The sequence below is a fragment of the Streptomyces saintjeani genome (genome assembly GCF_055409605.1).
In genome coordinates, this window is record NZ_CP189624.1 from 9645961 (window position 1) to 9672029 (window position 26069).

The 26069-nt window shown below is 70.0% G+C and carries 24 protein-coding genes and 5 pseudogenes; 14 read left to right on the forward strand and 15 right to left on the reverse strand.

What is annotated here, in order from left to right; translation table 11 throughout:
• Window positions 1-87: 87 nt before the first annotated feature.
• Window positions 88-954: an alpha/beta fold hydrolase gene (locus tag ACQCO7_RS43105; protein ID WP_464076967.1), complete on the forward strand. Its 867-nt coding sequence runs from the start codon at window positions 88-90 to the stop codon at window positions 952-954.
• Between the two features lie 390 nt (window positions 955-1344).
• On the opposite strand, the gene ACQCO7_RS43110 is transcribed toward ACQCO7_RS43105, so the two are convergent.
• Window positions 1345-1917: a TetR/AcrR family transcriptional regulator gene (locus ACQCO7_RS43110; RefSeq protein ID WP_464076968.1), complete on the reverse strand. Its 573-nt coding sequence runs from the start codon at window positions 1915-1917 to the stop codon at window positions 1345-1347.
• Window positions 1918-2104: 187 nt separating this feature from the next.
• Between ACQCO7_RS43110 and ACQCO7_RS43115 the strand changes: the two genes are divergently transcribed.
• On the forward strand, window positions 2105-2290 hold the full coding sequence (locus ACQCO7_RS43115; protein WP_464076969.1) for an AMP-binding protein: 186 nt from the start codon (window positions 2105-2107) through the stop codon (window positions 2288-2290).
• Here the strand turns inward: ACQCO7_RS43115 and ACQCO7_RS43120 are convergent.
• The 4 genes from ACQCO7_RS43120 to ACQCO7_RS43135 all read right to left on the reverse strand — a co-directional run bounded on the left by ACQCO7_RS43120 (window position 2279) and on the right by ACQCO7_RS43135 (window position 4552).
• Window positions 2279-2743 (reverse strand): SDR family NAD(P)-dependent oxidoreductase, encoded by a 465-nt coding sequence (locus ACQCO7_RS43120; protein WP_464076970.1) that lies wholly within the window; start codon window positions 2741-2743, stop codon window positions 2279-2281. The genes ACQCO7_RS43115 and ACQCO7_RS43120 overlap by 12 nt on opposite strands.
• Window positions 2704-2826, reverse strand: a complete 123-nt coding sequence (locus ACQCO7_RS43125) for a hypothetical protein (RefSeq protein ID WP_464076971.1) — start codon at window positions 2824-2826, stop codon at window positions 2704-2706. The genes ACQCO7_RS43120 and ACQCO7_RS43125 overlap by 40 nt, the downstream gene beginning before the upstream one ends.
• On the reverse strand, window positions 2784-3086 hold the full coding sequence (locus tag ACQCO7_RS43130; protein WP_464077456.1) for a hypothetical protein: 303 nt from the start codon (window positions 3084-3086) through the stop codon (window positions 2784-2786). Before ACQCO7_RS43130 ends, ACQCO7_RS43125 begins: the two co-directional genes overlap by 43 nt.
• A 356-nt stretch (window positions 3087-3442) precedes the next feature.
• The gene (locus ACQCO7_RS43135; protein ID WP_464076972.1) at window positions 3443-4552 is read right to left on the reverse strand and encodes a GlxA family transcriptional regulator; all 1110 of its coding nucleotides are present in this window, start codon (window positions 4550-4552) and stop codon (window positions 3443-3445) included.
• Here ACQCO7_RS43135 and ACQCO7_RS43140 point away from each other — a divergent pair.
• Window positions 4542-5477, forward strand: a pseudogene (locus ACQCO7_RS43140) (NADP-dependent oxidoreductase); the annotation flags it as partial. The gene ACQCO7_RS43135 and the pseudogene ACQCO7_RS43140 overlap by 11 nt on opposite strands.
• A gap of 39 nt (window positions 5478-5516) precedes the next feature.
• Window positions 5517-6269, forward strand: a pseudogene (locus ACQCO7_RS43145) (nuclear transport factor 2 family protein); the annotation flags it as partial.
• 895 nt (window positions 6270-7164) lie between these two features.
• Here the strand turns inward: ACQCO7_RS43145 and ACQCO7_RS43150 are convergent.
• Window positions 7165-8232 (reverse strand): alkene reductase, encoded by a 1068-nt coding sequence (locus tag ACQCO7_RS43150; protein WP_464076973.1) that lies wholly within the window; start codon window positions 8230-8232, stop codon window positions 7165-7167.
• Window positions 8233-8420: 188 nt separating this feature from the next.
• On the reverse strand, window positions 8421-9260 hold the full coding sequence (locus ACQCO7_RS43155; protein ID WP_464076974.1) for an alpha/beta fold hydrolase: 840 nt from the start codon (window positions 9258-9260) through the stop codon (window positions 8421-8423).
• Between the two features lie 68 nt (window positions 9261-9328).
• Between ACQCO7_RS43155 and ACQCO7_RS43160 the strand changes: the two genes are divergently transcribed.
• Window positions 9329-10000, forward strand: coding sequence for a TetR/AcrR family transcriptional regulator (locus tag ACQCO7_RS43160; protein ID WP_464076975.1), 672 nt, complete (start codon window positions 9329-9331; stop codon window positions 9998-10000).
• A 268-nt stretch (window positions 10001-10268) separates the two neighbouring features.
• Here ACQCO7_RS43160 and ACQCO7_RS43165 read toward each other — a convergent pair whose 3' ends face one another.
• Together ACQCO7_RS43165 and ACQCO7_RS43170 are read right to left on the reverse strand one after the other, a co-directional pair.
• The gene (locus ACQCO7_RS43165) at window positions 10269-10673 is read right to left on the reverse strand and encodes a DUF4345 domain-containing protein (RefSeq protein WP_464076976.1); all 405 of its coding nucleotides are present in this window, start codon (window positions 10671-10673) and stop codon (window positions 10269-10271) included.
• Between the two features lie 443 nt (window positions 10674-11116).
• Complete coding sequence (locus ACQCO7_RS43170) at window positions 11117-11947, reverse strand: enoyl-CoA hydratase/isomerase family protein (protein WP_464076977.1); 831 nt, start codon at window positions 11945-11947, stop codon at window positions 11117-11119.
• A gap of 388 nt (window positions 11948-12335) precedes the next feature.
• Here ACQCO7_RS43170 and ACQCO7_RS43175 point away from each other — a divergent pair.
• Window positions 12336-12698: pseudogene (locus tag ACQCO7_RS43175) on the forward strand (transposase family protein); the annotation flags it as partial.
• Here ACQCO7_RS43175 and ACQCO7_RS43180 read toward each other — a convergent pair.
• Window positions 12696-12884: pseudogene (locus tag ACQCO7_RS43180) on the reverse strand (IS630 family transposase); the annotation flags it as partial. The pseudogenes ACQCO7_RS43175 and ACQCO7_RS43180 sit on opposite strands and share 3 nt — an antisense overlap.
• A gap of 76 nt (window positions 12885-12960) precedes the next feature.
• Between ACQCO7_RS43180 and ACQCO7_RS43185 the strand changes: the two are divergent.
• On the forward strand, window positions 12961-14505 hold the full coding sequence (locus ACQCO7_RS43185; RefSeq protein WP_464076978.1) for an ISL3 family transposase: 1545 nt from the start codon (window positions 12961-12963) through the stop codon (window positions 14503-14505).
• A gap of 209 nt (window positions 14506-14714) precedes the next feature.
• On the opposite strand, the gene ACQCO7_RS43190 is transcribed toward ACQCO7_RS43185, so the two are convergent.
• On the reverse strand, window positions 14715-15038 hold the full coding sequence (locus ACQCO7_RS43190; protein WP_464076979.1) for a hypothetical protein: 324 nt from the start codon (window positions 15036-15038) through the stop codon (window positions 14715-14717).
• A gap of 296 nt (window positions 15039-15334) precedes the next feature.
• Between ACQCO7_RS43190 and ACQCO7_RS43195 the strand changes: the two genes are divergently transcribed.
• Window positions 15335-15562, forward strand: a complete 228-nt coding sequence (locus tag ACQCO7_RS43195; RefSeq protein WP_464076980.1) for a hypothetical protein — start codon at window positions 15335-15337, stop codon at window positions 15560-15562.
• A 512-nt stretch (window positions 15563-16074) separates the two neighbouring features.
• Here ACQCO7_RS43195 and ACQCO7_RS43200 read toward each other — a convergent pair.
• Both ACQCO7_RS43200 and ACQCO7_RS43205 read right to left on the reverse strand, forming a co-directional pair.
• A complete protein-coding gene (locus ACQCO7_RS43200; protein WP_464076981.1) occupies window positions 16075-16926 on the reverse strand; it encodes a slipin family protein in 852 nt (283 codons plus the stop codon).
• A gap of 629 nt (window positions 16927-17555) precedes the next feature.
• A complete protein-coding gene (locus tag ACQCO7_RS43205) occupies window positions 17556-18230 on the reverse strand; it encodes a TetR/AcrR family transcriptional regulator (RefSeq protein WP_464076982.1) in 675 nt (224 codons plus the stop codon).
• A gap of 84 nt (window positions 18231-18314) precedes the next feature.
• On the opposite strand from ACQCO7_RS43205, the gene ACQCO7_RS43210 reads away from it, so the two are divergent.
• The 6 genes and pseudogenes from ACQCO7_RS43210 to ACQCO7_RS43235 all read left to right on the forward strand — a co-directional run bounded on the left by ACQCO7_RS43210 (window position 18315) and on the right by ACQCO7_RS43235 (window position 23648).
• Window positions 18315-18638 carry an NIPSNAP family protein gene (locus ACQCO7_RS43210; RefSeq protein WP_464076983.1) on the forward strand — a complete coding sequence of 108 codons (324 nt, stop codon included), beginning with the start codon at window positions 18315-18317 and terminating at the stop codon, window positions 18636-18638.
• 342 nt (window positions 18639-18980) lie between these two features.
• Window positions 18981-19295 (forward strand): annotated as a pseudogene (locus tag ACQCO7_RS43215) (GAF domain-containing protein); the annotation flags it as partial.
• A gap of 71 nt (window positions 19296-19366) precedes the next feature.
• Window positions 19367-19702 (forward strand): ANTAR domain-containing protein, encoded by a 336-nt coding sequence (locus ACQCO7_RS43220; RefSeq protein WP_464076984.1) that lies wholly within the window; start codon window positions 19367-19369, stop codon window positions 19700-19702.
• Between the two features lie 488 nt (window positions 19703-20190).
• A complete protein-coding gene (locus ACQCO7_RS43225) occupies window positions 20191-21369 on the forward strand; it encodes a ferredoxin reductase (protein WP_464076985.1) in 1179 nt (392 codons plus the stop codon).
• Window positions 21370-21388: 19 nt separating this feature from the next.
• A complete protein-coding gene (locus tag ACQCO7_RS43230; protein WP_464076986.1) occupies window positions 21389-22474 on the forward strand; it encodes a fatty acid desaturase family protein in 1086 nt (361 codons plus the stop codon).
• Window positions 22475-22940: 466 nt separating this feature from the next.
• Window positions 22941-23648 carry a restriction endonuclease gene (locus tag ACQCO7_RS43235; protein WP_464076987.1) on the forward strand — a complete coding sequence of 236 codons (708 nt, stop codon included), beginning with the start codon at window positions 22941-22943 and terminating at the stop codon, window positions 23646-23648.
• Between the two features lie 219 nt (window positions 23649-23867).
• On the opposite strand, the gene ACQCO7_RS43240 is transcribed toward ACQCO7_RS43235, so the two are convergent.
• Window positions 23868-25346, reverse strand: coding sequence for a sensor histidine kinase (locus ACQCO7_RS43240; protein ID WP_464076988.1), 1479 nt, complete (start codon window positions 25344-25346; stop codon window positions 23868-23870).
• On the reverse strand, window positions 25343-26062 hold the full coding sequence (locus tag ACQCO7_RS43245) for a response regulator transcription factor (protein WP_464076989.1): 720 nt from the start codon (window positions 26060-26062) through the stop codon (window positions 25343-25345). Before ACQCO7_RS43245 ends, ACQCO7_RS43240 begins: the two co-directional genes overlap by 4 nt.
• Window positions 26063-26069 lie beyond the last annotated feature (7 nt).

The window sequence follows — 26069 nt, forward strand, 5'->3', positions numbered from 1 at the left end:
CAGGAGCACCGTCCGCTCTACGTCCACCTGCGAGGAAGCAGAAATTGGCGCACAGTGGCGGTAACCCACACATCGAAGGGCACGACCGTGAACGCACACGAAACACGAGGCGACGTGGTGACGTCGTACAAGAACGCGCAGACCCGCACCGTCACCGCCGACGGAGTGACCTTCGCCTACCGCGACCTCGGCCCCCGGACCGGCATGCCGGTCGTCTTCATCACCCACCTCGCCGCGGTCCTGGACAACTGGGACCCCCGGGTCGTCGACGGCATCGCCGCCCAGCACCGGGTGATCACGTTCGACAACCGGGGCGTGGGTGCCTCCACCGGCGTGACGCCGAAGACCATCGAGGAGATGGCCAAGGATGCCGTCACCTTCATCCGGGCGCTGGGGTTCGAGCAGGTCGACGTCCTCAGCTTCTCGATGGGCGCCATGATCGCCCAGGTGATCGCCGAGACCGACCCGCAGCTCATCCGCAGGCTGATCCTCGCGGGCACCGGTCCGGCCGGCGGCGAGGGCATCAAGAACGTCACCCGGATCTCCCACTTCGACACCGTCCGGGCGCTGCTCACCTTCCAGGACGTGAAGCAGTTCCTCTTCTTCACCCGCACCCCGAACGGGATTCGGGCCGGCAAGGAGTTCCTGGCCCGTCTGAAGGAGCGCACCAAGGACCGCGACAAGGCGATTGCTCTCAAGTCCTACTTCTCCCAGCTCAAGGCCATCCACCGCTGGGGGCTGGCACGGCCGCAGGATCTGTCCGTCATCAAGATCCCCGTGCTTGTCGCCAACGGCGACCACGACAGGATGGTTCCGACGCCGAACTCGTACGACCTGGACCGGCGACTGCCGAACTCCGAGCTGGTGATCTACCCCGACGGCGGCCACGGCGGCATCTTCCAGTACCACGAGCAGTTCGTGCCGACGGCTCTCGAGTTCTTCGGCCGGCCGTAGTAGGGCCGCGGTGCGGTCTGTACGGGCCGAGGACTGGGTCAGAGCCGTGACGCCCGGGTGGGCGGGCGGCTCTGTCACCTGTCCGACGTGACCGACCTGCTCGCTTCTCGGTCAAACGGCGCCGAGGCGGTTGCCGTGCAGGAGGGTGACGCGGAGACCGGTGTGGTCGGCGTCCCGTCCGGGCGCCGGGCCCAGGAGTGCGCTGCCGCTGCGGCGCCTGCCGAACGCGCGCGACGCCGGCCGCCGTACGAGCGGAGGGCCGTCGCGTCGGTGTCGCTGCCGAGAGCGCGTCGCCCCAGGGACCACCCGCTCAGGCTGAGCGCGCAAACGCGGGTGCACGGCGCCGGCGTCCCGGCCCATGCCAGGTGCTCACCCAGCCGGTACTGACCGTCATCGCCCGAAGGCGAGGGCGTTCTCGATCCCCTGCTCAAGGACTTCGTCGGAGAACTTCCGGTCGGAGAGCGCGCGGGACAGCTGCAGCGTTCCCACCGCCATGGTGTAGAGCCCGATGGCCTGCCCCCGGGCGGACTGCGGATCCTCGGGCGCCAGACGGGCGGCGAGCTCGTCCAGGATGGCCCTCGCGCCGTCGGTGTAGGCATCCTTGGTCGCGTCACCGCAGCGGCCGATCTCGTCGAGCAGGGCCGCGGACGGGCAGCCGTCGCTGGGGTTGTCCCGGTGCTCGGGCGACAGATACCAGCGAATGAAATCCTCGAGTCCCTCGCGGCCGGGCCGCAGCGTGCCGTACTGCTTGACCTGCGTGCGCAGCTGCTCGGCGACGACGTGGGCGACGAGGTCGTCCTTGGACTCGAAGTGGGCGTAGAAGGCGCCGTTGGTGAGCCCGGCGTCGGACATCAGCGTGGAGATGCCGGAGCCGTCGATGCCGTCCTGCTTGAACCGGTGGCCGGCCCGCTCGATGATCCGCTGCCGCGTGACCTGCTTGTGTTCCTTGGTGTAGCGCGCCACAGGGTTCCTCCCTCAACTCCGCCGGGCCATTGCCTCGTATCCCATCCTAATCCGTGATCTGACGTATGTAATATTATGATCGACAGGTGATTTTGTGGCCGATCCGCGGGCCATCGAACGGGCTCACGTGGCGGCCTCGGCCGTTGCCCGGCTCGACCGCCCCCGCCCGCAGACCAGGAGAGCAATGATGCTCAGCCCGAGCCGCAACGTGTCACGACTGCTGACGGACACCGCGTCCCGACACCCGGAGCGCACCGCGATCGTCTTCGGTGACGACCGCATCACGTACGCCGCCCTCGACGCCGCCGCCAACCTGCTCGTCTCGCGCGGGATCAAGCCGGGCGACAAGGTCGCACTGTGCTCAGCGGCCTGACCGCCCGTCGAGCTTGCCGAGGATCGCGTGCAGCACGCGATCCTGTGCCGGCCGCCCGTCGGTCGCCGGGTTGATCACTCCTCGCAGCACGGACCGCGGGGCCAGCGAGCCGGCCGGATCACACGGGGTGACCGGTGTTCGATGGCCTGCGGCTTCGGCGGCCTGGTCCAGTTCCAGGCGCTTGAGCAGAGGCCGCGGCGATGTCCTGGCCAGCATCTCAGTGATCGCAGGATCCGCGTCGACGCCGTTTCCGACCATGTCCGTCTGGATCAGAGAGAAGTAGGCGGTGGTGGCGGAGGCGCCGTGGCGGGCGAGTTCCACGCGCAGTCCGCGCCCGAGCTGCTCGACCGCGGACTTGCTCATCGCGTAGGGAATGGCCCCCACACCGTTGAGGAAGGCGAAGACGGAACTGATCAGGACGACCTGGCCCTGGTTGGCGATGATCTGCTCCACGGAAGTGTGGAGCCCTGCCCCATGATGCCGGCGTTCGAGATCACGACGTCAACCCGCCCGAACCGCTCACACACGTGGGCCACGGCATCGTCGAGCGCGCTGCGGTCGCAGACGTCCGCGGTAGAGCCGACGACGTGGGACGACGAATGCCGGCCGCGATCTCCGGCGTGTCCGGATGCAGATCCACGATGCCGACCTGGGCGCCGCGGGAGAGGAGGGCTCGGGCCGTGGCGCTGCCGAGTCCGCCGGTGACGAGTACGGCCTTGTCGGCGAGTCCGGAGGCGGAGCCGCGGGACGGGACCTCGTGGTCATCGACGGCGCACCGCTCGCGTCGCGAGTGCATGTTCACCGCTGTTTGGCTGCGCCGTGCGTACGCCGAAGCGCCCGGGGAAGGCGACTGCCTCGGGCGCCGGGGGCTGTGGTCAGGCGGTGTGGGTGGGGTAGTCGGTGTAGCCGGCCGCGCCGCCGCCGTAGAAGGTGGATGCGCTCGACCAGGCAGGGGTTGGCGAGTGCCATCGAGCCCACGGTGACGACGTCGGCGATGCCGTTGTCGATGTCCTTGGCGCGGGTGGCGATGTCGGTGCCGGTCCGGTTGAGGATCAGAGTGTTCGGCCACAGCTCGACTCGCGGCTGCGTTTGCTGTCATACGCGCGACCGATACTGGCTCCCGGCATGGCCGATGGTATGGCGTACACAATTTTACGGTCGAGGGCGACGTGCTTGACCGTCCCGCCGGGCATCCGTCGCGGCGGCACGGCTCGTTGCCGGTGCGCCTCGGAAGGTGCGCCGGTAGGCCAGTGGTGTGACGCCGATAGCGGTGTGCAGGTGTTCGCGTAGCGAGGTGCCGCCGGCGAAGCCGACCTGGCCGGCGATCTCGTCGACCGGCAGGTCGGTGGATTCCAGCAACTGCCGGGCCCGGTCGACGCGTTGCTGGATGAGCCAGCGTCCGGGGCTCAAGCCGACTTCTTCGTTGAAGCGGCGGGCGAAGGTGCGCAGGCTCATGTTCGACTGCTCGGCGAGGTCGCTCAGGGTCAGCGGGTTGTGCAGGTTCTGTAGTGCCCACTGCCGGGCGGCGGACGTGTCGTTCGCCGTTGCGTCGGGGACCGGGTGTTCGATGTACTGCGCCTGGCCCCCGTCGCGCCACGGGGGGACGACGCAGGTGCGGGCCACACGGTTGGCGATCTCGCTGCCGTGGTCCTTGCGGACAAGGTGCAGGCAGACATCGATGCCGGCGGCGGCACCGGCCGAGGTCAGCACGTCGCCTTCGTCGACGAACAGGACGTTCGGGTCGAGTTCCACCTGCGGGTACCACTCCTGGAAGAGGTCCGTGGCGTGCCAGTGCGTGGTGGCCCGGCGCCCGTCGAGCAGCCCCGCCGCGGCCAGCATGAAGGCGCCGGTGCAGGTCGACACGATCCGGGTGCCGGGGGCCACGTACGCGAGGACTTGCGCCAGATCGACCAGCGTTTGACGGCCGGGGTTGCTGGTCTGGAACGGTGGGATGACGACGGTGTCGGCGGTGCGCAACGCCTCCGGGCCATGATCGACGGTGATGGAGAAGTCCGCGTTGGTGCGCACCGGGTGGCCGTCGATGCTGCAGGTCACGACCTCGTAGCGGCCGTCTGCGGCGCCGAAGACGCGGTGGGGAATACCCAGGTCGAACGGGTACACCCCGTGCGAGGCGAGGACAACGACGCGGTGCACTTTGATCACGGCAGGATCCCGTCGAAAATTGGCGATCGTGCCATTGTAGTGGGCCTGTGACGGCGGCCAGGCTGGGCCCATGAAAGACACCGAGACCATGCGAGTCATCAGCCAGGACACCTACGGCACCCCAGACGTGCTGCAGGAGACCCTGCTACCCAAACCGGCGCCAGGGGTGAGTGAGATCCTGGTCGCCGTCCACGCGGCCGGGGTCAACCCGACCGACTGGGGGAACCGTGCCCGGTCCGCGACCATCGCCCGGCTGCCGCTGGTGCTCGGCTGGGACGTCTCCGGCGTCGTCGAGGCCGTCGGCGTGGGCGTCACCCTGTTCAAGCCCGGCGACGAGGTCTTCGGCATGCTGCCCTACCCGGGCGGAGTGGGCTCGCACGCCGAGTACGTGACCGGGCCGGCCCGCGTCTTCACGCACAAGCCCGCCGGCATCGACCACGTCCAGGCCGGTGCGCTGCCGCTGGCCGCGCTGACCGCCTACCAGGCACTGGTCGACACCGCAGGCGTCCGGGCCGGGCAGCGAGTCCTGATCCACGCGGCGGCCGGCGGCGTCGGTCACCTCGCCGTGCAGATCGCCAAGGCCCGCGGCGCGTACGTGATCGGCACCGCCAGCGCCGCCAAACACGACTTCCTGCGATCCCTCGGTGCCGACGAGGTCATCGACTACCACAGCGTCGACTTCACCGAGGTGCTCAGCGACATCGACGTGGTCCTCGACCCGATCTCCCTCGATTCCGCCGCCCGCGCCCGATCCGTGGCCGTGCTGCGCCCGGGCGGCACCCTCATCTCGATCCTTCCGGTACCCGTCGACGCCGGCGAACTGGCGGCGATCGCCGAGCGGGGGATCCGCTACGAGTCGCTGCTGGTCGAGGCCGACCAGGCCGGCATGCAGGCCATCGCCGCCCTCGTCGAGACCGGCGCACTGCGCGCCCACGTCGAGGCCACCTTCCCGCTCGCCGAGGCCGCGAAGGCGCACACGCTCGGCGAGACCGGCCGCACCACCGGCAAGATCGTGCTGACCGTCCGAGACAGCAAGGCACACGTTGCCGGCCAACTGCTGCATGACGTGTTCGTCCTCGGCGACACGGCCATCGTCGATCGGGTCGTGCGGCCCGATTCCTACATCCAGCACAACCCCCTGGCGCCCGACGGAGCCGACGCCCTCAAGTACTTCAGCGGCGCCATGCGACAGCAGTTCCCGCAGGCCGCCTTCGAGCCCCGCCGGATCATCACCGACGGCGATCTGGTGCTGCTGCACTCCCGCTATGTCATGGTGCCGGGCACCGAGGGTCTGGCCGTGTTCGACCTGTTCCGCTTCCAGGACGGCAAGATCGCCGAGCACTGGGACGTCATTCAGGAAGTGCCCGCCACCACGGCCAGCGGCAACGACATGTTCGCCACGCTCAGCGAGCCGCGGACCGACGCGGTCGGGCAGCGCTGGTTCACCGCCTACCACAAGGAACTGGTCACCGCGTTCGTCGACCAGCTGCTGGTCCGCAAAAACCTGACCGCCATCGACGCCTACGTCGGCGCCGACTACCACGAACACAACCCGAACATCTCCGACGGCGCGGCCGGCCTCAAGGCCGACCTGGGCAGCTACTTCGACAAGTTCCCGCAGTCGAGTGTCACACCGAAACGCGTCATCGCCGAAGGCGACCTGGTCGCCGTGCACAGCCACTACGTCGACACGCCGGGCGAGCGTGGCCGGTCGGTCATCGACCTCTTCCGGGTCCGCGATGCCAGGATCGTCGAGCACTGGAGCTCCGAGCAGGCCGTGCCCGAGACCGCCGCCAACGACAACACGATGTTCTGACAGCCGCCGGGGGCGGGGCGCATCGTGTCCAGCCCCCACAAGAGCGACCGGCATCAGGCCATCAGCGCGGCGATCCCCGAACCGTCGATCCCGCCGCTCTTGAACCGACGCCCAGCCGTCTCGCTGATCCGCCACCGCGTCTCCTGCTCGCGCTCTCGCCCGCATCGAGTTCGCGCAGTTCCTGGACGGTGTGCGCACCAAGTGGATGACGCCGGACCTGGACCTGGGCATCCTGCGCGACATCGCCGAGACGCACCACCTGGCGTCCACCGAACCGGAAGACGTCACCTACGCCGAGGTCGGCGCCGACGGCGTCCCCGCCCTCTGGGCCATCCCCGCCGGCACGACCCCGACCGGGCGCCGCTGCACTTCCACTTCGGCGGCTCAGCCACCGCCTCCATGCATTCGGACCGCAGGCCGCCGGGATCCGCTCGCTCGTCGTGAACCTCCGCCATGCCCCCGAACACCCCTACCCGGCACAGCTCGACGACGTCGAGACCGCCTACCGACTACGCCCCTTTCGACTCCAAGGACGATCCGGTCGCGACGGCGGTCGCCGACCAGTTGCGCGCGCAGTGCGAGGCTGTGGGTGCGGCGGTGCCCGGCCAGGCCGGGATGGAGCAGATCCTGCGGGCCTCTCTCTCGGTGCAGCACCGTGACAGTCCTGAGCACGGCTGCCCGTCGGCCGCCCTGCTCGACGAGATCGCCCGCGGCACGGACGCGACCCGACGCGCGTACGACGACGGGGTGCTCACCGTGATCGACGACGTTGCCGCCCGGGTCGCACCCCAGGACCCGCGCTCGGTACGCGTGCGGACGTTCAGCATCTATGCCCTGGCGTGCGTACGCCGGAGCGCCCGAGGGAGGCGATTGCCTCGGGCGCCGGGCGCTTGGGTCAGGCGGCGTAGGTGGGGTAGTCGGTGTAGCCGGCTGCGCCGCCGCCGTAGAAGGTGGCCGGGTCGGGGGTGTTCAAGGGCGCACCCGCACGGATGCGCTCGACCAGGTCGGGGTTGGCGAGTGCCATCGAGCCCACGGTGACGACGTCGGCGATGCCGTTGTCGATGTCCTTGGCGCGGGTGGCGATGTCGGTGCCGGCGCGGTTGAGGATCAGCGTGTTGGGCCACAGCTCGCGCAGCGTGCCCAGGAGTTCCTCGTCGCCGCCGTGGGCGAGGTGCAGGTAGGCGAGGTCGAGGGGGGCGAGGGCGCGTACGAGGTGCGGGTAGAGCTGGTGGGTGTCGTCCTCGGTGAGGTCGCCGAGCTGGAAGGGGTTGCCGGGGGAGAGCCGGATGCCGGTGCGGTCGGCGCCGATCTCGTCGGTGACGGCGGTGGCGACCTCGACCGCGAAGCGGACGCGGTTGTCGAGGGAGCCGCCGTACTGGTCGGTGCGCTGGTTGGTGCTGGGGAAGAGGAACTGGTGGACCAGGTAGCCGTTGGCGCCGTGGATCTCGACGCCGTCGGCGCCGGCCGCGATGGCCGCCGCGGCGGCCCGCCGGAAGTCGTCGACCGTCGCGGCGATCTCCTCGGTGGACAGTGCGCGCGGCTGGGGCATCGCCTGCATCCCGGAGTCGGTGAACATCTGGCCTGCCGGCCTGATCGCGGAGGGGGCCACCGCCTGCCGGTGGTGGGGGGTGTTGTCGGGGTGGGAGATGCGTCCGACGTGCATGAGCTGGATGACGATGCGTCCGCCGGCCCGGTGCACGGCGTCGGTGACCTTGCGCCAGCCGGCGATGTGCTCGTCGGTGTAGATGCCCGGGGTCACCACATAGCCCTGGCCATCGGCGGAGGGCTGGGTGCCCTCGGTGATGATCAGGGCGTGCGAGGCGCGCTGGGCGTAGTACTCGGCGTTCAGCTCGGTCGGCACACCGTCAGGCGTGGCCCTGCTCCGGGTCAGGGGGGCCATCGCCAGACGGTGCGGCAGGGAGATCTTTCCGGCGACGGTCGGGGTCCACAGGCTGTCGAGCATGCGTGATTCCTCAGGTTGTTGGTGGCGGACATCCGGGCGGACCCGCGTTCCGGGCTGTGCATCCGATGAGGCATTCGCCATGAGCATGGGCAAATTATATTACGTACGTAATGCTTTATGGGTGGCGGACGGCGCAGGAATGCCCGGGGCGGCTGTCGGCCGGGGGTGTGCCGTTCGCGTGCAGCTGCCTACTCGTCGAGGAACTGAAGGGCGTGCTTCAGGAATCGCTCGGGGTACTGGAACTGCGCTCCGTGCCCGGCGTCGGGGTAGATCAGCAGCTGGGCGTCGGGGATGTTCTGGGCGAGGTGCCAGGAGTTGACCGAGGCGATCATCACGTCGTTCTCGCCGTTGAGGACCAGCGTGGGCTGGGTGATCGCGTTCAGGTAGGCGTAGGGATTGTCGCCCGGCAGCGGTTCCGCATAGGCGATCAGCGCTTCGACCTGCGCCTGCGCGACTGCGGGCGAGGCCGGCGTGTCCTGGTCGGCCCGCTGGTGACGCCGCTCCCAGAAGGTCCGGCCGGCTTCGATCGCGGCTTCCGAGCGGCCGAAGAACAGGAAGAGGAAGTTCTCCAGGACGTGGACCGGATTCAACGCGTGGTCAGGCACCTGGGGGTCACTCGTCGGGTCCCCGCCTCGGAGGCCGGTGCCGAGCAGGAGGAGCTTGCGCACCAGCTGAGGGTGGCGCAGCGTGACCTCCTGTACCTGGAAACCGCCGATCGAGAAGCCGAGCAGATCGACCTGCTCCAGCCCCAGCGCCCGGATGACCGCGGCGATGTCGTCGGCCATGTCCTCGATCCGGTTACGCGGCGTGCCGGATGACGAGGCGATGCCGCGCCCGTTGAACAGGATGACCTCACGGCCTTCGGCCAGGCCGTCGGTGAGCAGGGGGTCCCAGTGGTCCATCCCTCCGCGGAAGTGCTGGACCAGGAAGATCGGGACGCCGGAGGGCTTGCCCCAGCGGCGGTAGGCGAACCGGTCGCCGTCGACCTCGACGTACCGGGTCGGTGCGGTCACATGTGTGTCACTCATGGCCTGAGCCTTTCTGGTGGGGATGAACAATAAGATGACGATCGACATCTAAGAAGTCAAGTTCTTTGATGTCGATCGTCATCTATGTATCCTTGGGCGACGAGCGTCGACTCACAGGAGGGTGGCTGGACATGCGGGTCACCAAGGCACAGGCGGAGCAGAACCGCGCGCATATCGTCGCGACAGCAGCCAGGCTGTTCCGCGAGCGCGGCTATGACGGTGTCGGCGTGGCGGAACTGATGGCAGCCGCCGGGTTCACTCATGGCGGGTTCTACAAGCACTTCCGCTCCAAGGCCGACCTGATGGCCGAAGCGTCCGCGAGCGGGCTCTCGCAGACCGCGGCACGGACAGAAGGCATGGGTCCCGCCGAGTTCGCCGAGAGCTACGTCTCCCGGGAGCATCGCGACAGGCGCGGCGACGGCTGCACCATCGCGGCCCTCAGCGGCGATGCCGCACGTCAGCCGGCGGACATCAAAACAGAGTTCGCGGCCGGGATCGAGAACCTGCTGACGGCCCTTCAGGCCCCGAGCGACACGCCGGGGGACGCGGACCAATGCGCGGCCCGCACCATGGTGATCGACATGCTCGCCCATTCGGTCGGAGCGATCATGCTGTCTCGGGCATGCCCGGACGATTCTCCGCTGGCGGACGAAATCCTCGATGTCTGCCGCAAGGAGATTCTCACGTCACTGGCGCGTGTCAGCGGTGATCAGCCGGGGGCACTGAGCCCAGAAGCCTGAGCTTGTTCTTTAAGGTCAGCGGTTTCGTTGAGGCCGGCAGCGCACGCGGGCGGGCTTGATGGTCTGGGCTGTTCGAGAGCCGTCGGGGTCCGGGACGAAGTGGCAGTGGAACGTCGGCTGATCAATTGCGTACTGCCGTAGCTCGCCGATCCGGGTGTCGCCGGTCCAATGCGCGATCGAGCCGCAGGTCCTCGTTTTCGCAGGTCACGCCTCTGTGCTGCGAGAACGAGCCATCAGATGGCGCGGCCGGTATCGCGCGACACTGCTGTTAGGCGGTCTCCTTCAGCTGCGGGGAGGAGTCCTCCACCCGCAACACATAGGCCGCAGCGCCGGCATAGGAAGCCTCGACGACAAGAACGGCGATCAGCAGCGCATGGGGCCACCCGTCCGCCACGATGCTGACCAGGCGCCCCACAGCAAGGCCGCTCATGAAGGTGAACAGCGTGATGAGCGAAGTCTTGGTGTAACGCGTGTTAAAGGCCCCCAGGCAGAACAAGATCGCCATGGCTACGAACAGTGACCCGGAACCGCTCCTGAAAATGTTCGCCTCCGATGGCGACTGGATGTCGACCCCGTAGACGTCGAGCAGGAGGTGGGGAGCCAGGAGATAGATCAACCCGATCACGGCGATCCCGAGGCCCGCGGAACCAAGAACCAGCTTTTTCAGACGCATCTTTCTGATACCTCCGGCTTGGGAGCTCATCGAAGAAGCCCCGGAACATGCGGCACGAACTGCTCGTGGTGCCGGAAGACGCCGCCACGGCCGGCATCGGGGTAGATCCGAAGTGAGGCGTTGGGCGGGCGATGCGCGAGGTCGGACGATGCTCGTGCTGGAAGCCTGCGGTCGTCCTCGCCGTACGCGAGCAGCACGGGACGCCGGATCAAGGAGAAGCCCATCGGTGCTTGATTTCCCCAGTGAAGAATCGTCTTGAGCTGGGCAGCGACCCTCTTGGTGAGGTGCCGGACACAGCCTCCGTGTTCGTACCCCGGCGGCCGGGCCGCCGTGGGAGCGTGCCCGGCCGCCATGGGGACCCTGGTGGGCCGGGGATGGAACCCGCCCGGGGTGTCGCGGCGCCCACGGGCACCCTGTGGGGCGCTGCGGTCAGTCGTGGGCGATCAGAGGGCTTCGTTGACGCGGCCGATGTACTCGCCCAGCTGGTACTCGACGTCGAGGCCCTTTTCGGCGGCCAGTGCGCCGAGCCCGACCGCACGCGCGGCGAATCCCGGCTGCGTCAGGGTGCCCGCGAACTCGCCGAAGGCGGCGACCAGGTGGGCGTCCGGCGGCAGTGTCGCCCGGTTGACCTGGGACTTGGCGGTCGCCAGTGCCTGCCGGTCGAAGGAGGCGAGGCGGGCGACGGTCGCGTCGACGAAGGCGTCGAGTTCCGCGTCGGGCAGGGTGCGGGTGACCCATCCCCAGCGTTCGGCCAGGTCGGCGTCATAGTCGGCGCTGCCGAGGATGGCCTCGAGCGCCCGGTCGCGGCCGATCGAACGGGGCAGTCGCTCGGCTCCCCCTCCGCCGGGGACGAGGCCGAGGCCGACCTCGGGCTGGCCGAAGAACGCCTTCTCGCGGCTGGCGTAGCGCAGGTCGCAGGCCAGGGCCAACTCGTTGCCGGCGCCGCGGGTACGGCCCCGGATGGCCGCGATGCTGACGAACGGAGCCTTGCTCAGCCGCAGGACCATGTCGGTCCACAGCGGGTTGTCGTCCTCGTGCTCGGGCGTGGGGAGGTCGGCGGCGGCGGTGGCGTCGAAGTGGTTGATGAAGAAGTCGGGAAGTTCGCTGTCGAAGACGACGACCTGGATGTCCGGGTCGTTCTCCAGCTCCGAGACGATCTTGTGCAGCGTCACGATGGACTCGGGGATCACCAGGTTCACGGGGGGATTCGAGAACGTGATCCTGGCGGTCCGCGGGGTCGTCCGCTCCAGGCGGATCGTGCTGGGCTGGCTCATGGCGTGGTTTCCATTTCCTGAGGAGTTGGGCTTGCGTGGCCGTGATCGCGGCCGGCGACCACGGAACTGTTGCGCCTGGTGGGGTGCGGGTGTCGCCGACTTGTCACTCGGAGTTGCATCGGCTGGGCCGGCTCCGCCTGCGCTTGTGCGGCATGGTGTGGGCTCCGTTCGTTCGGGCTGATGGCGAGCCGTCGCCCGCTCATTTAAATTACGGTCATAATATAATAGGTTCGGAACGCTCAGCAGGCAAGACCCGACACGCGGGGGAACCGTCGGCGGTCGTGTCGCACGTATGGCCAACCGGCGAACCGTAGATGGGGTCTGTACGGTCTTCGGCTCTGGCCCGCAATCGGTGGTAGCGAAGGGTGACGGTTGTCGTTGGCATGGTGTGCGCGATGTCAATGAGCTTGTGGCGGTGGTGTTTTCAGGGTTGTCGGCCCTGGTCATCGAGGGGGTGACGGGCGAGGGTGAGGTCATCCGGGTGCCGGCGCGGACCCGGGACGATCCGGTGCCGTGTCCCGCGTGCGGGACGCGAACAGCGCGGGTGCACGGGTTTCATGGGCGGGTGATCGCGGACGTGCCGGTGGACGGACGGCGGGTCGTTGCCCTGGTACGGGTCCGCCGCCTGGTGTGCCCGGTGCTTGGCTGCCCGCGGCAGACGTTCCGCGAGCAGGTGCCCGGCGTCGTGGAGCGCTACCAGCGCCGCACCAACCGCCTGGCCGGCCAACTCGGCTCCGTGGTCAAGGAGTTACTGACGTTGTTGCCGTGATGTCGTCAAGGTGAGGCCGGTTCCGGTGAGGCATCCGTCGATGAGGTTGCTGCGGTACTGGATCTGTCGGAGGCCGTGCCGAAGCGCGCTCATGAGGTGGTCGGGGTCGGTGAATGCGGTGTTGGCCTGGCTGCTGCGTCGCAGCAGTGACCAGATTCCCTCGACGGGAGGGTGTGTCAACTTAACGGCCCTGTCTCGCATTCGGTGGTGACGGAGAGTTGTCAGGGTCGTTGACCTTCATGTGATGGATGTCAACGAGCTTGTGCAGACGGTGTTTTCGGGTCTGTCTCCGCTGGTCATGGAGGATGTGGCCGACGAGGGTGAGCGGATCATGGTGCGGGCCCGAACGCCGCTGGACACCGCGGTCTGCCCGGTGTGCGGGGCCTCGTCGGGACGGGTGCACGGCTATCACTGGCGGACGGTGGCCGACGTTCCGGTCGACGGGCGACGGGTGGTGGTCCGTGTGCGGGTGCGGCGTCTGGTGTGCCCCACGCGAGGCTGCCGCCACACCTTCCGCGAACAGGTGCCCGGGGTGCTGGAGCGATACCAGCGACGCACCGCCCGTCTGACCAGGCAGGTCAAGGCCGTGGTGAAAGAGTTAGCGGGCCGGGCGGGATCACGTCTGCCGGCGATACTCGCGGTGGGCCTGTCCCGTCACACGGCCCTGCGCATTCTGCTGCGCATCCCGTTGCCCACCGGGCGGGTGCCCCGCGTGATCGGCGTCGACGATTTCGCCCTGCGCCGGCGGCACCGCTATGCCACCGTGGTGATCGACGCCGAGACCCATGAGCGGATCGACGTGCTGCCCGACCGCACCGCCGACACGTTGGAAGCCTGGCTGCGCGATCATCCGGGCGTCGAGGTCGTGTGCCGTGACGGTTCCGCGACCTACGCCGAGGCCATCCGCCGCGCCCTGCCGGACGCGGTGCAGGTCGCGGACAGGTGGCATTTACAGGTGGCATTTATGGAAGAACCTGTGCGAAGCCGCCCTGAGCGAGGTGAAGGCACACAGCACCTGCTGGGCCACCGTACTGGACGCGCCGATCTACGACGGGCCCCGCGCTCAGAACACCCTCGAACGCCGGCATCAGGTTCATTGCCTGCTCGAGAAGGGCGTGGGCCTGCTCGAATGCGCCCGCCGCCTGCAACTGGCCCTGAACACCGTCAAACGCTACGCCCGAGCCGACCGGCCCGAGCGCATGCTCCGCGTCCCCAAATACCGCGCAGCCTGGTCGACCCCTACCGCGAGCACCTGCGCAAACGCCGAAGTGAAGACCCCGGCGTCCCCGTCCAGCACCTCTTCGAAGAGATCAAGACCCTCGGCTTCACGGGCTGCCTGAACCTTCTGCACAAGTACATCAACCAAGGCCGCGCGGACGCCGACCGCAGCCACGTCTCCCCACGCCGGCTCGCCCGAATGCTGCTGACCAGACCCGACAACCTCAAGCCCGAGCAGTATGAACTCCTGGCCAAGCTCACCGCCGCCTGCCCGGAGATGACCCAACTGGCCGCAGGTGTCAGAGACTTCGCCCCGCTCCTTATGCCACACACCGACAACGCCGATGCGCTCACGCACTGGATCGCCCAAGTCCGAACAGCCGACCTGCCCCACCTACACGCCTTCACCCGGGGCCTGGACCGGGACATCGACGCCGTGATCGCCGGGCTCACGCTTCCGTACAGCAACGGCCCCACCGAGGGCGTCAACACCAAGACCAAACGGATCGCGCGCCAGATGCACGGACGAGCAAACTTCACCCTGCTCCGGCACCGCATCCTCCTCGGATAACAGCACACTCCGTCACCACCGAATGCGAGACAGGGCCGTTGATTAGACACTCCCCGCCGGCTGACGGGGGCGTTCGAACTGACGCGGGAACCGGCCGGGTGAAGGCTGAACGACCCTTTGAGCAGGGGGAGTCGTCCGGCTCGTGCGGGGGAGTGCCGGGCGACGGTCATGGCCCGGCAGGACGCCCGGGAGGGGAAGAGGGGGGGGGCTCAATCACGTGGTGGTGGCGTGGAGTTCTGTTCGGCTCTGGCGACACGTTCCTCAAGGGCCCGGATACGGTCGTAGAGATCGACCAGGGTCACGCCGTCGGCCACCACGCCCGGACGCTGCCAGTGCCTCCGCACGAAATCCTCTCGGCTCTCCTGGGGCGATTGCTGGAACCCGGTCGGAGCGTCGGTGCCCGGTGCCGTCGCCGACTGGAAATTGCCCAGCATGCGGAAGGCCCTCTTCTGTAGCTTCAGCACGCCGATCGGAGCGATCACGATCAGCACGAGACACGCGACAGGTATCAGCAGCAACCAGTTCTGCGACATGAGAACCCCCTAGTCATCCGCAGTGTATCCACCGACGTGAGGGTATCCGGCCGCGCCCGGAGCCGGACCTTCCGCGGTACTGAAGCTTTCCGGCAGCGTCTACGCACGACGGGGCGGGCAGTTCCACCTGGGCCAAAGTGCACGGGTTCCACGTCCGCGCTCGGGGTCGGCACCGTACGGCACTCGATCAGCAAGTTCCCACACAGGTCGTCGAGTTCGCTCTCCGGCTCCCCAGCCCTGCCGCCCGGCCCACGGCTCAGCGGTGGCATGCCGCGTGTCCGCGTGTCGTGCCGTTCGTGACGGAGAACCCAGCCGGTGGTGTCGAGGCGTTGCTCGGCGAGGAGATAGTCCCTCTCGCGGCCAGCCCGTTCGTGGTGACGTTCACGGGGGTCGGCCTGGGGCGTGAGCGGGCCCGGATCGCGGCGCGAAGCTCCACCGGCGGGCTGACCCTGCTCCCCGGCGGTGCCCGTCTGCTCGCCGCCACGGACACGGCCGACGGACTGCGCGCCCTGCTCCGAACCTGACCCGATGGAGGTATCGCCCATCCTGGGCGGCAGCTTCTCTGATCAGCTAAGTGATCCCATGTCGGACGTAGTGTCTGGCAACGGGATCGTCCACCGTGGAGGGGTGGCGTGGGCGTGGGGGTGGAAGCCCGCGCCCAGTGCTGCTCCTCGTGGCCGGTGGTGGATGTACTGATCGTCGTCATGTCCTGGTGCCGGTGGGCCGCGCGGGGCAGCCGGGTTCGGTCCGTCTGAGCGCGTCCCCCCGGACGCTTGCCCGCCGGGCCCGAGGGGCTGGTGGGGGAGGGTGTCCGGCGTCGACTGGGCGTCGGACGTGTGGTTCGGTGCCGGGTGAGGCCGCGCGCGGCGATACGCCGCGTGCAGCTCTGGGCACGGTCGCCCTGCCAGCGGCATCCGGTGCGGCCTGGGGCGGTGTGGTGGTCCAGCCGAGGCGGCGCAGTGCCATGGCCACCCGGTACGGCGCACTCGACTTCATCGAATGAGCGTCTCGAATGGTCCATGCACGCGTACGGCGGTCACACGGTCTCGGGCACTCCGTTCGGTGTGGGGCCGGGGATCGTCTTGGTGAGGTCGGCGGGCGGTGCCGGGGAGGTGGCCGCTGCGGCCTCCCGGGCGAGGAAGGTGCCGAGTTCGCCGATGGTGCTCATGAGAGGGGCGGGGAAGACGACCGTGGTGTTCTTGTCGACACCGATCTCCACCAGGCTCTGGAGGTTGCGCAGTTGGAGGGCCAGGGGGTGGGCCATCATCGTGTCCGAGGCGTCGCCGAGCGCGGCGGCGGCCAGGGACTCGCCCTCCGCGTTGATGATCTTCGCTCGCTTCTCCCGCTCGGCCTCGGCCTGGCGGGCCATGGCCCGCTTCATGCTGTCGGGCAGCTGGATGTCCTTGAGCTCGACCAGGGTGACCTCCACGCCCCATTCGACGGTGGCGACATCGAGGATCTCGCGTATGTCGAGGTTGATGCGGTCGGTCTCGGAGAGGGTCTCGTCGAGGGTGTGCTGGCCGACGACCTTGCGCAGAGTGGTCTGGGCGATCTGGTTGATCGCGGCGTGGACGTTCTCGACGGCGATGACCGACTTCACGGCGTCGACCACCCGGAAGTAGGCGACCGCGGACACGTCCACGCTCACGTTGTCCCGGGTGATGATGCCCTGGGACTGGATGGGCATGGTGACGATCCGCAGGGACACCCGGTGCAGGACGTCGACGAACGGGATGATGATCCGCAGCCCCGGGTCACGGGTTCCCACCAGGCGACCGAAGCGGAACAGCACGCCGTTCTCGTACTGCTTGACGATTTTCACGGCCATCGCGAGTGCCAGGACGGCAAGAACGGCGACCATGATCAGAAGGAAGATCAGGACTCCCATGTGCTGCTCCTCAGGTTGAGGACCGCGTCGTTGTCGCGCGAGGTCCTCGGACGGTGCCGGGCCGCGGCGTGTGAGTCACTGAGGCATCGGCACGCTGTTCGGGTGCCCGGCCGTCGTGAGAGGCGCGCTGTCACCTGTGAGTGAAGCGCGGTGCGGACCGCGAGCCCGCCGTGTGTCCAGTATCCCTCGCCGCGCGGATCCGCGGCTTGGGCCGAACGGTCCCCGACCTGAGTCCGGCGTTCATGGCACGCACCCGCTGTTCGACGGTGCCGATCAGTTCCTGGAGGTGCGAGGCCGGGGACGGCCCGCTCACGGCCCTGGTGGACGATGTCGACGATCATGCCGTGCTCCGGGCGCTCGTGCCGTGCCCGCCGGGGTGGCGGCCCAGGGGCTCGCGCGCGCCCGCGGGCAGGGCGACGGCGAGCAGCCCGGTGGCCGTGAACCACTGGAGCGCGGCGTCGTGTGGCCTGGTTCGACGCTCTCGACGCGTCGAGCGTCGCTCCGGCAGCCGTGTCGGTCGGAACGGGCCCCGGCCGAAGGGGCATTCCGGCTTGGTGTACGGGCTGCCGGGCACCCCGGCGCGACTCCGGGCGCCGGTCCGGCGACGCCGTCGCACTCGGCACCGGCCGTCACCCGTTCCCGTCCCGGCCGTCAGCCGTACGGGATGTGCCGTCGGGAGTGGGCCGCAGGACCGCGAGGAGGGCGTGGACCAGGTACTGAAGGCGTTGCGCGGGGTCGACGTGGAGCGCGGCCGTCTCCTCCTCGCCGAACAGGACGAGCAGGACGGCCTGGGCGTAGAGGATGCGGTAGGCCGTGTCGGCGGCTTCGAGCGGGCAGCCGAAACGGCCGGCCAGCCAGTGGGCGGCGACGCGTGCCATGCGCTTGCTGGTCCGGGCCCCGCGGGCGTGCAGGTCGGGGTCGGCGCGGCCCGTGACCATGAAGGCGTGGAACAGCGCGCGGCGTTGCGTGAAGAGCGTCAGGAACGTCTCGGTCAGGCACGTCAGCAGTTCTTCGGGATCGTCGAGTTCCCGCAGCGGCACCGAGGCGGTGAGCCAGTCGCTCTCGACCTGGTCGAGGAAGCGGTCCTGCGCCGCGGTGAGGAGACTGTGCCGGTCACCGAAGCGGTGGTAGAGCGCGCCGTTGGACACTCCCGACTCGCGGCTGACGGCGGCGATGCTCAGACCTGCCATCCCGTCGCGGTCCAGGATGGCCAGCGCGGCGTCGAGCATGCGATGGGTCGATTCCTGGCTGCGTGACTGCTTCGGGGGCTTCCGCACTCCCTCGGAGGTGTCCCTGGGTGGCATCTCTCACTTCCTTCCCTCATGAACTAGAGCGCGTGCTCCATTATCGTGAAGTAGAGCATTCACTCTAGTCTTTGGAGGATCGGCATGCGTGTCTACGAACTGCGCACCTACACCCTGGCCAGCCGTGAGGACCTGGACTTCTACAAGGACGTGGTCTACCCCCGGCACCTCGACAGCTTCGCCGGGCACGGCATCCGTCCGCACGGCTTCTGGACCAACCCCGGCGACGAGGAGCCCCGTCTGTTCGTCCTGGTCTCCATGGACGAGGGCGCCGACCCGGCCGAGGTGGCTCAGCGCTACATGACCAGCTCCGAGTTCCTCAGCGATATGGAGGGATTCGACGTGTCGAGGATCTCGCGGGTCGACTCGCTGATCCTGAGCCCGTCGGCCGGTTCCCCTCTCCGGTGACACCCGTGAGGGGACGAGCCGTACGTGCCGTACAGATCACCGGACTCGGTGGACCGGACGCACCGAAGCTGACGGAGAGTGGCCTCCAGCACGTACCGCCCCCAGGTCGGCCTCCTGCTCGACGCGCGGATCGACCAGGCGACCGGCATGATCACCGTTCGACTCGGCGTCGGCATCGACGAGGCTTTCGTCCGGCTGCGCGCCCGCTCCTTCGCACAGGGCCGCCGACGTGGTGGTCCGCCGGCTCCGCTTCTCCCTTTCTCCCCGGACACGGAACCCGAACAGCCCGAACAGCCCGAACAGGCCGACGAGGAGCCCCGACGCACCGGTGCCGTCCGGCACATGTGCCGCACTCCGATCGATTTCCCGCGCCTGCTCACCGACCGCTGCGCAGGGCTGCTCGGCGCGAGCGCCGCCGGTGTGCTGCTCACGGACCGCGACGGTGAACTGCGCGTGATGGCCGCCTCCGACGAACAGGTACGGCTGCTGGAACTCTTCCGGCTCCAGAACGACGAGGGCCCCTGCCTGGAGTGCTTCCGCACCGGCACCCCGGTGATCGTCCCCGGCCTGACCCGGGAGATCGACCGCTGGCCGCACTTCGTCACGGCCGCCCACCGATGCGGGTTCGGGGCGGTCCAGACAGTGCCCATGCGTCTGCGGAACAAGGTCGCCGGCGCCCTGAACCTGTTCCGCGCCGCGCCCGGGCCCTTCGACCGGCCGACACCCTCATGGCCCAGGCCCTGGCCGACATCGCCACCATCAGCTTCCTGCGACAGACCAAGGGCAAGCTCGCCGAACGCCAGGGCATCGACACGAAGCAGGCGTTCACCTCACTGCGCGGGTACGTCCGCGCGCACAACCGGCGCCTGTCCGACCTGGCCCGCGCCTTCACCGACGACTCCGAACCCCTCCCCGGGCTGGGCAACCTGACCCGCGGCCCGGCACCGCACCGGTCAACTCCCCGCCCACCGAACCGAGATGCCCCACGAGCGGCCCGCGGCATCCACACGGACCCGAAGACGTGGAGCGTCCCGTCCCGGACCCGGTGCGGCTGCGCCGGCTGAACAGCCGACGGGAGTTCCCGCACCGGCCGGAGCGCGACATGCCGGCCGCCGAGGCGGAGCGACCGACCGGCTGTGCCGTCGGGACCCCGCGACGGCTCCCGCCAGGCGAGGCGCTGTCCCTCCACCATGCCGCCACCAGCCGGGCCCTCGGCGACCCCAGCTCACTGCCGGACGCCTTCCCGACCGGCCCGGACGGGCACGTAATCCGGCCATGGTGCGACGGAGGGGCGCGGAACGCGTACACCGTGCCCTTCCCTGTACGCCGGACGGGAACGTCCCGTCCGCCCGGCGCGAAGGGAAGGAGGGACGGGTGGGGTGGCGCAATCCGGTTCCACGCCCCCGCCACGAACCGGGACGCTGTGGTTCCCTGGCGGAACGCCGACGGAGGCCCGCCGGCGTACGTGACCGAGGCGATCCCGCGTCCAGGACGCGGAGACACGCCCGCCGCGCCCGGCCCCCGCGCGCCCTGCCGTGAAGGAAGGGTCTCCATGCGGAATCCGCGCGCGCCGCTCCGGACGACGGCGGCCGTCCACCTCGCCGCGCTCGCCGAAAGACTCGCCGCGTGGAGCGGCGGCCGTGCGCCGACGGCCGCCGGCCGGATCACCGGTGCCCTCGCCCGCCCGCTGGCGAGCCCCCTCACCCCGGACGACTACCTCGGCCTGATCGACCCGCTGCTGTCCGCCCGACACCCCGCAGGCCGGGTGATCGCCGTACGGCCCGAGTGCGCCGGGGCGGCCACGCTGGAGATCCGCCCCGGGCGCGGCTGGACGGCCCACCGCCCCGGACAGTACCTGCCGGTGGGCGTGGAGATCGACGGCGTACGGCACTGGCGTACGTACTCGATCACCTCGCCCCCCGAAGCACCGGGCCGGACCCTGGCCATCACGGTCAAGGAGCATCCCGGCGGCAGGGTGTCCCCGCACCTCGTGCACCGCACCCGCCCCGGCACCGTGCTGCGACTCGGCCCCGCGCAGGGCGAGTTCACGCTCCCGGAGCACCCGCTGCCGGCCCGGATGCTGATGGTGACGGCGGGCAGCGGCATCACCCCGGTGGCGGGGATGCTGCGCACCCTCGCGAACCGCCGCCTGCCCGGACCCGCCCCCGACGTCGTCCTCCTGCACAGCGCACCCGGCCCGGACGCGTTCCTCTTCCGGGCCGAACTGGCCGAACTGGCAGCCCGCTCGCCCTGGCTGCGCGTCCACGCGCGGTACACCCGTACCGCCGGCCGGCTGCTTCCCGAACAGGTGGGCACGCTCTGCCCGGACTGGTCCGACCGGGAGACCTGGGCCTGCGGCCCGGACGGACTGCTCGACGCGCTGCACCGGCACTGGGCGGCGGCCGGCGCGGGTGAGCGGCTGCGGGTGGAGCGATTCCGGCTGACGCCCGTGCGCCCGGGTGACTCCGACGCGCCGGGCGGCCGGGTCCGGTTCGAGCGCAGCGGCGTCGAGACCGACGCACCCGCCGCCACACCCCTGCTGGAGACCGGCGAGGCGGCGGGCGTGACGATGCCGTACGGCTGTCGCCGGGGGATCTGCTTCGGCTGCCTCGTCCCCCTCCTGCACGGCCGCGTCCGCGATCTGCGGACCGGCGAACTGCACGGCGAACCGGGCGAGTCGGTCCAGACCTGCGTCAACGCTGCGGCAGGTCCGCTCGCCCTCGCCGTCTAGGCCCCTCAAGGAGCCGGTGATGTCCACAACCGCCCCAGCCGTCCCGCCGGTCGAGTACACCGAGTCGCTCGGCGAGGAACTCGACCTGATCCGCGCCGGGACCGTCGCGGCACGCGGCACCGAGGACGCCCGCTACATCCATACGGTGATCGCCGCCCAGCGCGGCCTGGAGACCGGCGGCCGTATCGCCCTCGCCGTATCCCTCTTCCCGCCCGCCTGGTTCGCGGGCACCGCGATGCTGGCCACCGCCAAGATCCTGGAGAACATGGAGCTGGGCCACAACATCCTGCACGGCCAGTGGGACTGGATGGGAGACCCGGCGATCCACTCCACCACCTGGGAGTGGGACTTCCTCACCCCCGCCGACGCCTGGAAACACACCCACAACCACCTGCACCACACCTACACCAACGTCGTCGGACTCGACCGGGACCTCGGCTACACGATCCTGCGCATGAGCCCCGACCAGCCGTGGCACCCCGTCCACCTCCTCCAGCCGCTGTACACCGCGCTGCTCGCGCCCGTCTTCGAATGGGGCATCGCCCTCTACGACCTGGAGGCGGACGCCGTCCCGTCCGGCCGCAAGAGCGTGCGGGCCCTCCTCGGCGACCTCGCGGCCCTGGCCCGCAAGGCGGTACGCCAGTCGGCCAAGGACTACGTCCTCTTCCCGCTGCTCGCCGGGCCGTCCGCGCTGCCCTGTCTGCTGGGCAACGTCACCGCGAACGGGCTGCGCAACATCTGGGCCCACACCGTGATCTTCTGCGGCCACTTCCCCGGCGACGTCCGGACCTTCGCGTACGACGAGGAACAGCTGGCCGGCGAGACGCGCGGGCAGTGGTACCTGCGCCAGATCCAGGGCTCGGCGGACATCGAGGGCGGGTGGCTCCTCCACCTGCTCACCGGAAACCTGAGCCACCAGATCGAACACCACGTCTTCCCCGACCTGCCGAGCAACCGCTACGCCGAACTCGCGCCACGGGTACGGGAGATCTGCGCCCGGCACGGGATCACGTACGCGAGCGGGCCGTTGTGGCGCCAGTACACGTCCATGTGGGGCAGGGTCCTGCGCCACTCGGTGCCCGACGGGTTCGGGCGCCGGGCATGACCCCGGCCCCGGCCGACGGCGCGGGGAGGAGGCTTCTCGGCCGACTTCTCCCGGACGGCGCGACCGCATCAACGGCACCTCGCCGGGGCCGGCGTCCGACGCGTGACGGGCCGCGGCATGATCCGGCCGCCGTCCGAGTCCCGCAGGTATGCACCCGCCCCGGCCGAAACCGCCCCACGGGCGCGGCGAGAGGGCCCGGCCCGGCCGGAAACGACGCCCGCGCCGAGCGGGGCACGAGATCCGACCTAGTGTCAAGAAGACCGGCACCGACGCCTGTTGTCCCGTCGGAGCGGTCGCGCAGGAGCGCAGAGGAGGCCATGGTGCCTTGGACCGATCCGCATGTGACGAACGCCGGACGACACGTCCGGAGGGGTGGCCGCCGGGCCCCGGTACTCGTCCGGAGGGCTGGTTGCCGCGCCCCGGCGACGGCCCTGCCGGTCCGGGGCGCTGTCGACGGTGGCCGGCGGTGAGCCGCCGCCCACCGGTACGCCGGACCCGGAACTCCCCGAAGCGCGTCCCGACCCTGAGGAAGCCGGGCGGACCCCGGCGAGGGGTGCTGACGACAGCCGCAGCCGCGGGTGCCGGGCTCTGCGGCGCCGCAGGGCAACGGCTGCTGGGCGACTGGTGGTTGCTCGCCGGGCTCGCCGCCGCCGTGGTGGGGACCGGCGGTCTCTGGCTCGCGCAGTGGGCGGTGAGCGCCCGCTGGGAGCGGGTGCACGTACGGAGGCTGCGCTACAAACTCCCTCAGCTCGACGGGCTCCACCACGAGGACTTCGAGTTCGCGGTACGTGATCTGCTGCGCCGTGACGGCTGCGCCGACGCCGTACAGGTGGGCGGAGCCGGGGACAACGGGGCGGATGTGACGGCGACCGATCCGCTGGGCAGGCGCTGGGTGATCCAGTGCAAGCACCGGCAGGACGGGGCCTCGGGGGCGCCGGTGGGCACCCCGGACCTGCACGTCCTCAACGGCACCGGCCGGCAGCTCCACGGCGGGGACGTGGTGGTCCTGGTGACGAACGGACGCTTCACCGCCGGGTGCGCGCCGCTCGCGAAGTCCCAGAAGCTCCATCTGGTCGACCGGGGAACGCTGGGGGAGTGGGCGGGGGGCTCACGGCCGCTCTGGGAACTGCTCCAGCGGCTGCCTCCGCCGGACAGGCGGTCCGCGCTGTCCTGAGAACCCCGGCGGCGTACCCGGCACGGGTGTGGGGCCGACCGGAGGGGGACCCCGGAGTCACCGGGGGTGTTTCGCGCACCGGCCTCCACGACGGTGCCGGAAGAAGGGGCCGGGGGACCCGGACGACGGGAAGGTGAACGGCGATACCGAGCCCCTCGACCTGGCCGCCGGGTCTCCTCACCGCAGGTGAGCCTGTGCCGTGAGGGGGACAGAGGCTGGTCAGCCGTGACAGTGGCAAGCGCGTCGGACCCCGCCGGGGAGGGGCAGGACCAGGCGGAAGGTGCAGCCCCTGCCGGGGGCCGTGTCCAGTTCCACGCGGCCCCCGTGGCCCTGCGCTATCGCGGAGGCGATGGCGAGGCCGAGGCCGCTGCGGCCTTGGGGGCGGGAGCGGGACGGGTCGGCGCGGTAGAAGCGTTCGAAGACGCGCTCCGCGTCGGCCGGGGCGAGACCGGGCCCCCGGTCGGCGACCTCGATCACGGCGACAGGGTTGCCGTCGGCGAGCGTGGTGCCCACGCGTACGTCGACCGGCGTGCCCGGCGGCGTGTGGACGAGGGCGTTGGAGAGCAGGTTGCCGACGACCTGGAGCAGCCGGTCGGGGTCGCCGACCGTCTCGACGACCTCCAGTTCCGCGTCCTCGGTCCGCGCGCCGAGCGGACTGAGCGTCACCCGGTGTTCGCCGTGCGCGCGGACCGCCGCCGCGCTCACCGCGTCGGCCGCGAGGCACAGCAGGTCGACGGGGTCGCTGCGGTAGGCGGGCTCCTGGTCGAGCTTGGCGAGCAGGAGCAGGTCGTCGATGAGGAGGTGCATGCGTTCGGCGTTGCGGGCGAGCTGCTCGTCGGCCTCACGGCGCTGTGCGGCGGGCCGGTCGGGATGGCGCAGGGCGAGCTGGGCGAAGCCCTGCACCGTGGTGAGCGGGGTACGCAGCTCGTGCCCTGCGTCGGCGACGAAACGGCGCAGCCGCTCCTCCGAGAACTCCCGCTGCCGCATGGCCTGTTGGAGACGGTCGAGCATGTCGTTGAGTACGGTGCCCAGGCGCCCGGTCTCGGTGCGCGGGTCGGTGTCGGACAGCCGCAGACCGAGGTCCCCGGCGATGATGCCCTGCGCCGTGCGCTCCATCCGTGTCAGCGGCAGGAGCGCGAGCCGCACCACCGCCCGGCCGACGACGAGCAGGACGGCGACGGCCGCGACCAGGATGACGCTGCTGAGCACCAACTGCCTCGACAGGACGGCCTGCACACTGTCGAACGGCAGGGCGACGACGTACGTGCTCAGCTCCGGGCTCTCCCGCCGCAGGACCCGCCAGCGCCCGCCCCCGGACTCGGCGGGAACGGTGGTCACATGCCCCAGCTTCAGCCGCAGGTCACCGATGGACGAGGCGAGCCGGGGCCCCGGCCCGTCCCCTCCGCCGAGCGTGCTCTGTTTCGCCCCCCAGGCGTCGTAGAAGGTGACCCGGAAGTCCGAGGGAAGGGTGATCGCGCCCGGCGTGGAGCTGACGACCGGTGCGGTGGCCGGGGCGAAGACCTGGTCGGACAGCTCCAGGTTCCGCAGCTGCCGATCGACCCGCTGAAGCAGCCAGGAGCGCATCCCCGCGACCCCGATGACCTGCGAGGTCAGGACCACGACCACGGCGAGCAGGGTCACGCCCCACGCGAGCCGCCCGCGCAGCGAGCGGGGACGCGGCGTCCACCGGGGAGTCATCCGCGCCCCTGCGGCAGCCGCAGACAGTAGCCGACACCGCGCACGGTGTGCAGGAGAGGCGGGTCGAAGCGGTCGATCTTGCGGCGCAGGTACTTGATGTACGTCTCCACGATGCGGCCGTCCCCCGCGAAGTCGTACCCCCACACCTGGTTGAGGATCTTGTTCTTGCTCAGCACCCGGCCCGTGTTCTCCATGAGGTAGACCAGCAGATTGAACTCCGTGGGCGACAGCGGGACGTACTCGCCGGCGCGGCGCACTTCATGCGCGTTCTCGTCCAGTTCCAGGTCGGCGAAGCGCAGCACCCCGGCACCGGTGCCGTCCGGGCTCCCGGGACTGGTACGGCGCAGGATGGCGCGGATACGCAGCAGGACCTCCTCGATGCTGAACGGCTTGGGCACGTAGTCGTCGCCGCCCGCGCTGAGGCCCGCGATGCGGTCGGCGAGCTCACCGCGCGCCGTGAGGAACAGCACCGGCGTACGTACCCCGGACGCCCGCAGCCCACGGGTGACCTCGATGCCGTCCAGGTCGGGCAGCATGATGTCGAGCAGCACGAGATCCGGACGGCTCTCGTCCACCGTACGCAGGGCTTCCCGGCCGGTGGCGGCGCCGAGAACCTCGTACCCCGACAGCCGCAGCGCCGACTCCAGCAGCATGCGGATGCCGGGGTCGTCCTCGACCACGAGGAGGCGGTGCGCGGGGACCTGGACGTCGGGCACGGCGGGG